Here is a 12,493-nt window from a genome sequence, read left to right on the forward strand (position 1 = left end):
CACCTGTGAGTGGCAACCGCATCAAGGACAACTCCTAGGCAGCGACGGCTAGGCCGGCGCGCCGTCCGCCGTGCTGCTCGACGACGCGCTCGGTTTCATGTCTTGGCAGCATGCAGCCTCGCGGTAGACGCTGAGCGCATTACCTGGCTCACCCATTAGCCGCAGGTGGCGCCCTCGCCCGGCAGCACGCCGTCCAGCAGGTAGCCGTCGACGGCGGCGTCCACGCACGCCGACCCCCGGCGGTAGGCGGTGTGCCCCTCGCCGTCCCACGTCAGCAGCCGCCCCGAGGACAGCTGGTCGGCGAGGGCCTGCGACCACGCGTACGGCGTGGCCGGGTCGCCCGTGGTGCCGACGACGAGGACGGGCGCAGCGCCCTCGGCGGTGACCGGCCCCGGCGCGCCGACGGGCGCCGCGGGCCACACCCCGCACAGCACCTCCCCGCGCGCCAGGGACGCGCCGAACGTGGGCGAGGCCGCCTCCACGCGCCGCGCGGCGGCCTCGACGGCCCCGGCGGAGGCGTCCACCGGGTGGTCCAGGCAGGTGACCGCGTGGAAGGCCTCCATGATGTTGGAGGCGTACGTGCCGTCCGGGCGCCGGTCGGCGTAGGCGTCCGCCATCCGCAGCAGCACCGACCCGTCGTCTCGCTGCGCGCGCGCCAGGCCCTCGTCGAGCGCGGGCCACGAGGCGTCGTCGTACAGCGCGGCGACGACGCCCGTGGTCGCCAGCGCGGCCGTCAGCGGCCGGTCGGTGCCGGTCGGCAGCGGGGCGGTGCGGGCGGCCTCGAGCACGTCGCGCACCTGCTCCACCGCGGCCTCGGGGTCCTGCGCCAGCGGGCAGCCGCTGCGCTGCGGGCAGTCCTCGGCGTACGCGCGCAGCGCCCCCTCCAGGCCCTCGGCCTGCTCCACGGCGACGTCGACGTAGGACGCCGCGGGGTCCAGCGCGCCGTCGAGGACGAGGCGGCCCACCCGCTGCGGGAACAGGTCGGCGTAGGTCGCGCCGAGCTGGGCGCCGTAGGACTTGCCCAGGTAGTGCAGGCGCTGCGAGCCGAGGACGGCGCGCAGCACGTCGAGGTCGCGGGCCGCGCTGGCGGTGTCGACGTGCGCCAGCAGGGGGCCCGTGCGCTCGGCGCACCCGGCCGCGAAGGCCTCGGCGTCGCGGCGCAGCTCCTGCAGGTCCGGGCTCGGCGCGCCCCCGGACCCGGCGGCCGCGCCCCCGGCCAGCTGCGCGTCGAGCTCGGCGTCGGAGACGCAGTCCACCGGCGAGGAGGAGCCGACGCCGCGGGGGTCGAACCCGACGACGTCGTAGCGGGCCGCCACGGCCGGGGAGACGACGCCGCGCCCTGCGCGGCGCACCCACGCCACCCCGGAGGCGCCGGGCCCGCCGGGGTTGACGAGCAGCGCGCCGGCGCGCTCCTCGGGCTCGGTGGCCGGCCAGCGCGCCACGGCCAGGCCCAGGTCCTGCCCCGCCGGGTCCGCCCAGTCCACGGGCACGCGCACCGTGGCGCACTCCAGGCCCTGCTCGCACGGCACCCACTGCGGCGCCTGCGCGTAGTAGCGCGCCGCGGCGGGGTCGCCGCTCTGCTCCGCGCCGGCGTCCACGGGGCCGGAGGGCGCGGCCAGCGTGGTCGGCGGGCCCCCGCTCGGCTGCGGCGGCCCCGACGAGCAGCCGCCCAGCGCCAGGGCAGCGGCGGCCAGCAGCGCCGCCGCCCCGCTCCGGCCGGCTCCCCGCCGGCCGGCCGTCACGGGCGCAGCTCCAGCGCCATCGCCTCCACGGCCAGCAGGGGGTTGACGTTGGCACCGATGCGCTCGCGGGCCTGCCGGACGGCGTCCAGGCGGCGCAGGGTGCGCTCGGGGGTGGTGTCCGCGGCCAGCCGCTCGACGTCGCGGCGCGCCTCGGCGTTGACCAGCTCCACGTCGGCGCCCAGCTGGACGACGAGGACGTCGCGGTAGAGGGAGGCCAGGTCGACCAGCGCGCGGTCGAGGACGTCGCGGCGCGAGCGCGTGGCGCGGGCCTTCTGGTCCTTCTCCAGCTGGCCGACCTGGGCGCGCACCGCCGGCGGCAGCGTCGCGGCCCCCTCGGCGCCGAGGGAGCGCAGCAGCGCCGCCCGCTCGGCGGCGTCGCGCTCGGCGGTGGCCGCGGTGGCCTCCTCGGCGGCCACGTCGACGAGGTCGGCGGCGCGCAGGACGGCGTCGCCGACGCCGCGCACCTCCAGCGCGATCCTCAGCACCTCGCGCCGCCGGATGCGCGCGCCCTCGTCGCGCGCGAGCCGGCGCGCCAGGCCGATGTGGCTCTGCGCCGCGCGCGCGGCGTGCGCGGCCATCGCCGGGTCCACCCCGTCGCGGCGCACCAGCAGCTGCGCCACCGCCTCGACCGCCGGCACCCGCAGCCGCACGGCCCGGCAGCGCGAGCGGATGGTCGCCACGAGGTCCTCGGGGCTGGGCGCGCACAGCAGCCACACGGTGCGCGCCGGGGGCTCCTCGACGGCCTTGAGCAGCACGTTCGCGCCGCGCTCGCTCATCCGGTCGGCGTCCTCGACGAGCAGCACGCGCCAGCGGCCCGACGCGGGGCGCCGCTGCGCGGACTGCACCAGGCCGCGCACGACGTCGATGTCGATGCCGAGCTTCTCGGTGGTGACCACCTGCACGTCGGCGTGCGTGCCGGCCAGCGCGGTGGTGCAGGCGTGGCAGCGCCCGCACCCGCCCCGCTCGCACTGCAGGGCCGCGGCGAAGGCGCCCGCCGCCACCGAGCGCCCCGAGCCGGGCGGCCCGGTGAACAGCCACGCGTGGGTCATCTCCGCCGGGTCGCGGACGGCGCCCTGCAGCGCCGCGACGGCCTCCGGCTGGCCGACGACCTCGTTCCAGACGCTCAGCGCTCCTCCTCGCCGTCCGGCCCGGGGCGGCCGTCACCGCGGTCGCCCGGCTGGCCGTCGTGGTCGACGTCGGCAGAGGGCCCGGACCAGCCGTCCGGCAGCCAGGCGTCGTCCACGACCCGCTCCACGTGCACCGGCTCCCCGAGGCGCCGCTCGCGCACGACGAGCGGCACGTCGTCCCCGTGCTCCACGGGGCGCAGGCGGCGGGTGCGCTCGACGGCGCGCTCGCTGGCCTGCTCGGTCGGCCGCAGCTCCCCCAGCGGCAGCACCTGGGTGGCGGCGGCGTCGCGCTCGCGGCGGCGCTCCTCGGCCAGGACGGCCCGCCGCTCGCGCTCGGCCTCGCGCTCGGCCTCCTCCTCGGCCCGGCGCGCCTGCACCGCCGCGGCCTCGGCGGCCTGGCGGGCGGCCTCCGCCTCCGCGAGCGCGCGCTCGGCCTCCTGGCGGGCGCGCTCCGCCTCCAGGCGGGCCGCCTCGGCCTCGGCGAGCTGGCGCGGCGAGAGGGGCAGCAGCGGCTCGAGGCGCTCGCGCACCCGGCTCGCCACCTCCTCCGGAGTGCCCGCGGCGTCCACGACGAGGTAGCGGCGCGGGTTGCGGCGGGCCAGGGCCAGGAACCGCTCGCGCACCGCGGTGTGGAACGCCACCGGCTCGCGCTCGAGGCGGTCCAGCTGCTCGCCGAGGCGGGTGCGGGAGAGCTCCGGCGGCGCGTCGAGCAGCACCGTCAGGTCGGGCACCAGCCCCTCGGTGCCCCAGCGGGACAGCGCGGCGACCTCGTCGCCGTCCAGCGCGCGCCCGGCGCCCTGGTAGGCGATCGACGAGTCGAGGTAGCGGTCGGTGACCACAACGGCGCCGCGGTCGAGCGCGGGGCGCACCACCTCCGCCACGTGCTGGGCGCGGTCGGCCGCGTAGAGCAGGGCCTCGGCGCGCGGCGCGAGGTCACCGCCGTGCAGGAGCAGCTCGCGCACCTGCTGCCCGACGGCGGTGGCGCCCGGCTCGCGGGTGAGCACCACCTCGTGCCCGAGCCCCGTCAGCCACTCGCGCAGCCGGCGCCCCTGCGTGGTCTTGCCCACGCCGTCCCCGCCCTCGAGGGCGATGAGGAACCCGCTCGCCGGGCGGCGCGGTCCCGGGTCCGGGTGCGCCAGGTGGCGCCGGCGCCACGCCTCGGCGACGGCGGTGTGCAGGCGCACGCCGCTGCCGTCGTCCATCTGGCGGTGCGCCAGCACGCCGATGCCGACGGCGATCACGGCGGCGACCAGCAGGGTCAGGGCCGCGCCGTTGTAGTTCAGGACGGTGCTCTCGGTGGGCTGGATCCGGTGCTGGCCGAACGCGGCCGCCAGCGCCGGGGCCAGCGCCATGACCGCGACGAGCACGACCCGGGCGGCGGACTGCACGAACGCGAACGTGCGCCCGCGCAGGTCGTCGCTGACCTCCAGGCCGAGCAGGGTGTAGCCGGTCACCCACGCCACGCCCCCGCAGGCGCCGACGAGCAGGGACAGCGCCGCGACGATGACGATGTTGGGGATCAGCGCCAGCGGCAGCAGCAGCACGCCGGCGGCCGTGATGGACAGGGCGAACAGCCGCCAGCGCGCCAGCGCCGCCAGCACCCGCGGGCCGGTCCACATGCCCAGCGCCAGGCCCGTGAACACGCACCCGAACAGCAGGCCGTAGCCCGGGTCGCCCGCGCCGAGGTCGGCCACGAAGGTCGGCGCCACGCCGATGACGAAGCCGCCGGCGGCGAAGGCGCCGAGCATGCCGATCACCAGGCCGCGCACCAGCGGCGTGGACGCGACGAAGCGCCAGCCGTCGAGGATGCTGCGGGCCAGGCCCGGCTGCTCGGAGCCCTCGGGCGCCGGGGAGCGCCGCGGCACCGCCAGGCGGGCGATGACGAGCGCGGCGACGAGGTAGGTCAGGGCGTTGGCGTACAGGGCGATGCCGACGCTGCCGCTCGAGCCGGCGTCGAGCGCGCCGGAGACGAGGGTCAGCCCGGTGAAGAGCACGGCCGCGACGGGCGCGGTGCCGTAGGCGGCGACCAGGCTCAGCTGGTTCGCGGCCTCCAGCCGGGATCGGGGCACGAGGTTGGGGACCGTGGCGTCCTTGGCCGGGATCCAGAACAGGCCGACGACCTCGATGAGCAGCGTGGCGACGAGCAGCCACCACAGCGTGCCGACGAGCGGGATGGAGACGAACAAGGCGCAGCGGACCACGTCGCCGACGACCATGGTGGTCTTGCGGTCCCACCGGTCGGCGACGGCGCCGGCCAGCGGCCCGACGAGCACCGCGGGCGCCAGGCGCAGCACCAGCACCCCCGCGACGGCGAGGTTGGCGGCCTCGTAGGAGGACTGCGCCCCCAGGTCGCGCGCCATCGCGGTGACGGCCAGCAGCCCGAGCCAGTCGCCCAGGCTGGACAGCACCAGGCTCAGCCACAGCGCGCGGAACGGCCTGACGGCCAGGACCGCCCGCACGCTGTGGTCGGGGGCCGCAGCCACCGGGGTGCTGCCTCCCGCGCTCACGCCGCCAGGGTAGCCGCGCGCCCCGACCAGTCCCAGGCTCCGCGCCGCGCGGCTCAGGCTCCGCGCCCGCGCGGCTCAGGCCGCCGTCGCCAGGGGGTAGGTGGCCACCGGCTCGGTGGTCGGCTGGTCGCTGCCGCCCTCGGGCTCGAGCGTGACCGCCACGGCGGCGGCGTCCTGCGGCGAGCCGGTCAGCACCGCCCCCGGATCGCCGCCGCCCTCGAACGTGCCGGCGGGGACGGCGCCGCCGCTCGCGACGTACCACAGCTGGTACGTGCGGTCCTCCGGCGCGGGCGCGGTGCCGCCGTCGAGCAGCACCGCCCGGCCCTGCTCGGCGGAGAGCACCAGCCGGGTGCCGCGCCAGCCCCGCCCGCTGCCGGCGGCCGCCTCGACGACGACCGCGTCGGGCGCCGCGGCGACCTCGCCCAGGGCCGCGGCCAGCGAGCGCGCCCGGTCGCGGTCCTCGCGCAGCTCCAGCGCTGTCCACCCGAGGCCGAGCCCGCCGACGACGAGCACGGCGACCGCGGCCGCCGCCAGCGCCGGCGCCCACCACCGTCCCTCGCGGCCAGGCCGGCCCCGCTCGCGGCGGGCGGCGAGCTCGTCGCGGGCCGGCGGCACCGCGTCGCGCGCCGGCAGCGGCGGCAGCTGCTCGACGTCGTCGAGCCGGGCCATCACCGCCTCCTTCAGGGACGGCGGCGGCGCCACGGCGTCCACCGAGCCCAGGTCCGCCAGGGCCGCTCGCAGGTCGGCGAGCTCGGCGCGGCAGGGCGCGCAGCGGGCCAGGTGCTCCTCCGCCGCCCGCGCCTCGGCGGCGTCCAGGGCGCCCACGGCGTGGGCGGCGACCAGCCCGTGCCCGTCCTCCGGCACGGGCGGGCGGTCGCGCGCGTCGTCGACGGGGTTCACGTCCTGCCCTCCAGCCCTCCGCGCAGGCGGATCAGCCCGTCCCTCAGGCGCGTCTTCACCGTGGGCACCGGCACGCCCAGGCGGTCGCTGATCTCCGCCGACGTGCAGCCGCCCCAGTAGGCGAGGACGACGGCCTCCCGCTGCAGGTCGGTCAGACACGCCAGGGCCGCGCGCACCCTGTCCTCGTCCTCGCGCTGCTCGGCCCGCTCGGCGACGTCGTCGTACTCGCGCTGCACGTGGGAGGAGGCCACCCGGTCCTCGCGGTCCTCCGCCGCGCGCACCGAGCGCACCCGGTCCACCGCCCGGCGGTGGGCGATGGTCATCGCCCACGTGGTCACGCTGCCCGCCGCGGGGTCGTAGCGGGGGGCCTGGCGCCACACCTCGAGCAGGACCTCCTGCGCGACCTCCTCGGCCAGGGCGGGGTTGCGCACCACGGCGCGGGCGAGGCCGAGGACCTTCGGCGCGAGGGCGTCGTAGACGTCCGCGAAGGCGTCGCGGTCGCCCGCGGCCACGCGGGCCACGGCGCCCGCGAGGGGGTCGCCCGCTCTGCCGGCACCACGGATCGGTCCCCTCCTCCCGCCCGCGGGCGCGGCCGGTCCGCCGCCCCCGTCGACGTGGTTCGTCACCGGCCCTCCTGCGGACGGGTGCCGCGCGGGCGCCGGCGCCCGGACGGGGCGGCGGTCAGCGGGTCGCGGCCCGGCGGCCGCCGCCCGCGCCGGCTCCCGTCCCGCCGCCGCGGGCCGCGCCCTTCGCGCCGCCCTTCGCCGCTGCCTTGCCGCCCTTGGCCGGGGCCTTCGCCGGGGCGCGGCGCGCCGGCTTCGCGGCGGGCCCCTTGGCGCGCTTCTCCGCCAGCAGCTCCGCGGCCCGCTCCAGGGTCACGGACTCCACCGCGTCCTCCTTGCGCAGGGTCGCGTTGACGGTGCCGTCGGTCACGTAGGGGCCGAAGCGGCCCTCCTTGACCACCACCGGGGCGCCGCTGACCGGGTCCGCGCCCAGCTCGCGCAGGGGCGCGGTCGCCGCGCGCGCCCCCCGGCCGCGCTTGGGCTGGGCGTAGACCGCCAGCGCCTGCTCGAGGGTGATGTCGAAGATCTGGTCCTCCGACTCCAGCGAGCGCGAGTCGGTGCCCCGCTTCAGGTAGGGCCCGTAGCGGCCGTTCTGGGCGGTGATCTCCTCGCCCGTGGCCGGGTCGGTGCCCACGAGCCGCGGCAGCGACAGCAGGCGCAGGGCGTCGTCGAGGGTGACCGTCTGCAGCTGCATGCCCTTGAACAGCGAGCCGGTGCGCGGCTTCGCCGACTTCGGCGCGTCCTCGGGCAGCACCTCGGTCACGTACGGGCCGTAGCGGCCCGCGCGGGCGACCACGGTGCGCCCGGTCGCCGGGTCCGCGCCCAGCTCGCGGTCGCCGTCCCCGGAGGTGGCCAGCAGCTCGCGGGCCCGCTCGACCGTCAGCTCGTCGGGGGCGACGTCGTCGGGCACGGAGGCCCGCTGGGGCTCCCCGCCCGGGACCTCCGGCGGCGCCTCGAGGTACGGGCCGTAGCGGCCCACCCGCAGCGTGATGCCCTCGCCGACGTCGAGGGAGTTGATGCCCCGCGCGTCGATCTCGCCGAGGTCGTCCACCAGCGGCTTGAGGCCCCGCCCCGGCGACTCGTCGCCAGGGCCGAAGTAGAAGCGGCCCAGCCACGCCGAGCGGTCCTCGGAGCCGCCGGCGATGCGGTCGAGGTCGTCCTCCATGGCGGCGGTGAAGTCGTAGTCGACGAGGTAGCCGAAGTGCTCCTCCAGCAGGCGCACCACCGCGAACGCCAGCCAGCTCGGCACCAGCTGGTTCCCGCGCCGCCACACGTACCCGCGCTCGGTGATGGTGGCGATGGTCGCCGCGTACGTGGAGGGGCGGCCGATGCCGCGCTCCTCGAGGGCCTTGACGAGGCTGGCCTCGGTGTAGCGCGGCGGCGGGGACGTCTCGTGCCCCTCGGCGTCGGCCTCCAGGACGTCGAGCACCTGCCCGCGCACCAGCTCCGGCAGGCGCCGCTCGTCGTCCTCCCCGGCGCGCGCGTGGCGGTCCTCGTCGCGGCCCTCCTCGTAGGCGGCGAGGAAGCCCCGGAAGGTGATCACCGTGCCGGACGCCGCGAGCTCGACGTCCCGCGCGCCGGCCTCGGCGGAGGGCGCCGGCACCCGCGCCCCCAGGCGCACGCTGGCGGTCGAGCCGCGGGCGTCCTCCATCTGGCTGGCCACGGTGCGCTGCCAGACCAGCTCGTAGAGGCGGAACTCGTCCCCGCGCAGCTGGCCGGCCACCTGGGCGGGGGTGCGGAAGGCGTCGCCGGCGGGCCGGATCGCCTCGTGCGCCTCCTGCGCGTTCTTCGACTTCGAGGCGTACGCGCGCGGGCGCGCCGGCACGTGCTCGGGCCCGTACAGCTGCGTCGCCTGGGCGCGCGCCGCGCGCAGCGCCTGCTCGGAGAGCACGGTGGAGTCGGTGCGCATGTACGTGATGAAGCCGTTCTCGTACAGCGTCTGCGCCGTGCGCATCGTCTGCCGCGCCAACCAGCGCAGCTTGCGCGAGGCCTCCTGCTGCAGCGTGGACGTGGTGAACGGCGCGGCCGGACGGCGCGTGTAGGGCTTCTCCTCGACGCCGAGCACCGTCGCGGTGCTGGTGCGCAGCCCCTGCGCCACCTCGGTGGCCAGCGCCTCGTCCAGGCGCACGACCTCCGCCGCGGCGCGCGCCCGCAGCTGCCCGGTGTCGTCGAAGTCGCGCCCGGTCGCCACGCGCCGGCCGTCCACGGCCGCCAGCCGGGTGCCGAACGCGCCGCCCTGCTCCTGCGGCGCGACCTGGGCGCGCACGTCCCAGTAGGACGCCGCGCGGAACGCCATCCGCTCGCGCTCGCGCTCGACCACCAGGCGCGTGGCCACCGACTGCACGCGCCCGGCGGACAGCCCGGCCCGCACCTTGCGCCACAGCACCGGGGAGACCTCGTAGCCGTAGAGGCGGTCGAGGATGCGGCGGGTCTCCTGCGCGTCGACCAGGCGCGCGTCGATGTCGCGCGTGGCCTCCAGGGCCCGCCGGATCGCCTCGGGCGTGATCTCGTGGAAGACCATGCGCCTGACCGGCACCTTCGGCTGCAGCGTCTGCAGCAGGTGCCAGGCGATGGCCTCGCCCTCGCGGTCCTCGTCCGTGGCGAGGTACAGCTCGTCCGCGTCCTTCAGCGCCCGCTTGAGCTCGGTGACCTTCTTCCTCTTGTCGGCGTCGACGACGTAGTACGGCTCGAAGCCGTGCTCGACGTCGACCGCGAACCTGCCGAAGGGGCCCTTCTTCATCTCCGCCGGCAGCTCGGAGGGCTGGGGCAGGTCGCGGATGTGCCCGACGCTGGCCTCGACGTCGTAGCCGTCGCCGAGGTAGCCGGCGATCGTGCGCGCCTTGGCGGGCGACTCGACGATCACCAGGCGGCGACCGCCGGCGGGCGAGGACGAACGGGCCACGGGGAGCGCCTTCCGGGACGGGGGCGGGACGGCTGCGCAGCGCAGCAGCGACGAACGGTAACCCGAAACGCGCCCGTCACCGCACAGGCCGGGCCGGGCCTGTGGGGCCGGGCCCGGCGCGGCGGGCGGCTGCGCCGGGGCGGACGGCGCTCGGAGGCCCGGCGGCGCTCGGAGGGCGGGCGGCGCTCGGAGGGCGCCGGCGCCGCAGCGCCAGCACGGCCGCCTGCACCGCGCAGCTGGCCGCCCCGACGGCCAGCGCGCCCCCGAGCGCCGCCAGCGCCAGCTCCCAGCGGCCGGAGCCCGGCGCGAGCACCGCCCAGGCCCGCCCCAGCAGCAGCGCGGCGCCCAGCGCGCCCCCCGCGGCCCCGAGGGCGAGCAGCCCGGTCGCGGCCCCGTGCCCACCGCCGGCGCCGCTCCTCCTGGTGCCGCCGGTGCCGCCGCTCCTCCCGGTCCCGCCGGTGCCGCCGCTCCTCCCGGTCCCGCCGGTGCCGCCGTCCTCGCGCGGGGCGGCGGCCAGGGCCGCGCAGACGAGACCGGCCCAGGCCCCGACCACGAGCACGGCCGCGACGACGTCGCTGGCCCGGTGCCAGGCGGCCACGAGCGTCGCTCCGCCGGTGACGGCGGTGTAGACCGCCCCCGCCACGGCCGCGGTCGGCCTCGAGCGCGGCGGGAGGACGAGCAGCAGCGCCGCGGCCGCCGCGGCCGCGAACGCGGTGTGGCCGCTGGGCAGGGTGTTCGCGGTGGACCCGACGTCGACGAGCTCGGGGCGCGGCAGGACCCACCGCTTGAGCGCCTGAGTGGTCGCCGTCGCGCCCAGGACGAGCACGACGGCGGCGGCGGCCACCCCGGCGCGGCGCCGCACCAGCCCCACGCCGGCGACCACGACGAGCACGAGCAGCAGCGCGAGCGCGGAGACGACCCCGAGCGCGGCGTCCAGCACCGCCTGCACGGAGGCGGCCAGGCGGTCCTCGCCGGCGCGGGCCCCCGCGCGGGTGGCCTCGTCGACCAGCTGCCCTCGCGCGGAGAGCACGAAGACGCGGTGCAGGCCGAGCACGCCCGCCGCGCAGGCCGCGGCCACCAGCAGCGCCGAGGCCACCAGCCCCCAGCGCGGCTCCCCCGCGCCGGGCCGGCCCGTCGCGCCAGCGCGCCCTCCCGGAGCCGGTCCGGCAGCGGGCGCGGGCCCTGCGGGCGTGCTCACGGCGCGACCCCGCGCAGCAGGAGGCCGTCGGCGAGGAGCTCGCGCACCTGCGGCAGCAGCTGCGCGCCCAGCGCGGCGGCGTCGACGTCGAGGAGGGCGGCCAGGGCCGCGACGACCTGCCCCACGGCCAGCTCGCCGTCGCAGGCGCCCACCAGGCCCGCGAGCGCCGTGGACGCCGCCACGACCCGCCCGAACCCGCCGCCCTGGCGCAGCAGGAGCACCTGCGGGTGCTCGGCGCCCGGGCGCAGGTGGCGCTCCTCCGTGACGTCCTCCGCGACGCGCAGCCGCTCGCGCAGCAGGTCGGCGTCCGACGTCGCCGCCAGCGCGTCCCGGGCGGCGAGGACGGCGGCGACGTGCGCGCCGAGCGGCCCCGGCGAGGGCCCGGTCAGCTCCTCCACGCGCCGCCAGCGGGGGCGCTGGTCGCGCGGGCGGTGCAGCACGACGACGCCGAGGCCGACGGCCTCCACCCCCCGCGCGGCGAAGTCGTCCAGCCACGCCTCGATCAGCGCGTTGAAGGCGGGGCCCGGGAGCTGGCCGCCGTCGCGGATCCACGTCTCGGCGTACTCGGCCGGGTCCTGCACCTCGCGCTGGACCACCCAGCCGTCGAGGCCGGACTCCTCCAGCCAGCCGCCGACGCGCTCGCGCCAGCCCTCGCCGTCGCGGTGCTCCCAGTTGCCGAGCAGCTGCGCGCTGCCGCCGGGAGCGAGCACGGCGCCGGCGCCGGTGACCAGGGCCCGCACGACGTCGTCGCCGCGCCGCCCGGCGTCCCGGTACGACCACTGCGGCACCGCGGCGTCGCGAGGGGTGACCACGAACGGGGGGTTGGAGACGACGAGGTCGAACTCCTCGCCCGCGACCGGGTCGAGCAGGTCCCCGCGGCGCAGGTCGAGCTCCGCGCCGGCCAGCGCGGCGTTGAAGGCGGCGAAGGCGAGCGCGCGCGAGGAGGTGTCGGTCGCCGTCACGGACGCCGCGTGGCGCGCGGCGTGCAGCGCCTGCACGCCGCTGCCCGTGCCGACGTCGAGGACGCGGGCGACGGGGGTGCGCACCGCCAGGCGGGCGAGGGACGTCGAGGCGCCGCCCACGCCCAGCACGTGGTCCGTGCCCAGCGGGCCGCCGGTGGCGAGCTCGCCGAGGTCGGAGGCGAGCCACCAGTGCGCCTGCCCCGCCGCGTCGACGGCCGCGTACGGGCGCAGGTCGACCAGGGCGCGCACCTCGTCCCCCTCGCCGGCGCCGGCGGCCTCGACCAGGCCCAGGCGCTGCGCGCCCGCCGCGCCCGCGGTGGGCAGGGCGCGGTCGAGCACCGCGCGGGGCACCGGATCCCCCAGCACGAACAGCGAGGTCAGCGCCGCGACGTCGCCCGCCGGGCCGCCGCGGGCGCGGGCGAGCGCCCGGCGCGCCGGAACGGGCTGGTCGCGCAGCAGGGCGCCGGCCGCCACCGGGCCGAGCAGCCCGGTGACGGCGTCGACCGTCCACCCGGCGGCGTGCAGGTCCGCGCGCAGCGCCGCGAGCGGGCCCGGCTCCGCGCGCGGCGGCGGGGGCGGGGTCAGCCGGCCC

At 78.8% G+C, this 12,493-nt stretch carries 8 protein-coding genes; all 8 read right to left on the reverse strand.

The annotated features are described in order from the left end of the window. Positions 1-155 precede the first annotated feature (155 nt). The 8 genes from BLS82_RS04580 to BLS82_RS04615 all read right to left on the reverse strand — a co-directional run bounded on the left by BLS82_RS04580 (position 156) and on the right by BLS82_RS04615 (position 12,486). On the reverse strand, positions 156-1,742 hold the full coding sequence (locus tag BLS82_RS04580; RefSeq protein WP_092861908.1) for an alpha/beta hydrolase: 1,587 nt from the start codon (positions 1,740-1,742) through the stop codon (positions 156-158). Then, on the reverse strand, positions 1,739-2,869 hold the full coding sequence (locus BLS82_RS04585) for a DNA polymerase III subunit delta' (protein ID WP_092861910.1): 1,131 nt from the start codon (positions 2,867-2,869) through the stop codon (positions 1,739-1,741). The genes BLS82_RS04580 and BLS82_RS04585 overlap by 4 nt, the downstream gene beginning before the upstream one ends. After that, the gene (tmk, locus tag BLS82_RS04590) at positions 2,866-5,376 is read right to left on the reverse strand and encodes a dTMP kinase (protein ID WP_255378105.1); all 2,511 of its coding nucleotides are present in this window, start codon (positions 5,374-5,376) and stop codon (positions 2,866-2,868) included. Before tmk ends, BLS82_RS04585 begins: the two co-directional genes overlap by 4 nt. A 75-nt stretch (positions 5,377-5,451) precedes the next feature. Next, positions 5,452-6,276 carry an anti-sigma factor gene (locus BLS82_RS04595; RefSeq protein ID WP_092861912.1) on the reverse strand — a complete coding sequence of 275 codons (825 nt, stop codon included), beginning with the start codon at positions 6,274-6,276 and terminating at the stop codon, positions 5,452-5,454. After that, positions 6,273-6,788 carry an ECF RNA polymerase sigma factor SigK gene (gene sigK / locus BLS82_RS04600; protein WP_218123554.1) on the reverse strand — a complete coding sequence of 172 codons (516 nt, stop codon included), beginning with the start codon at positions 6,786-6,788 and terminating at the stop codon, positions 6,273-6,275. The genes BLS82_RS04595 and sigK overlap by 4 nt, the downstream gene beginning before the upstream one ends. Before the next feature lie 169 nt (positions 6,789-6,957). Further along, the gene (topA, locus tag BLS82_RS04605; RefSeq protein ID WP_092861914.1) at positions 6,958-9,741 is read right to left on the reverse strand and encodes a type I DNA topoisomerase; all 2,784 of its coding nucleotides are present in this window, start codon (positions 9,739-9,741) and stop codon (positions 6,958-6,960) included. A gap of 76 nt (positions 9,742-9,817) precedes the next feature. Beyond that, positions 9,818-10,939: a phosphatase PAP2 family protein gene (locus tag BLS82_RS04610; RefSeq protein WP_092861916.1), complete on the reverse strand. Its 1,122-nt coding sequence runs from the start codon at positions 10,937-10,939 to the stop codon at positions 9,818-9,820. Continuing rightward, a complete protein-coding gene (locus BLS82_RS04615) occupies positions 10,936-12,486 on the reverse strand; it encodes a DUF7059 domain-containing protein (protein WP_092861918.1) in 1,551 nt (516 codons plus the stop codon). Before BLS82_RS04615 ends, BLS82_RS04610 begins: the two co-directional genes overlap by 4 nt. Between the last annotated feature and the right edge of the window lie 7 nt (positions 12,487-12,493).

This window comes from Quadrisphaera sp. DSM 44207, assembly GCF_900101335.1.
Lineage (GTDB): Bacteria > Actinomycetota > Actinomycetes > Actinomycetales > Quadrisphaeraceae > DSM-44207.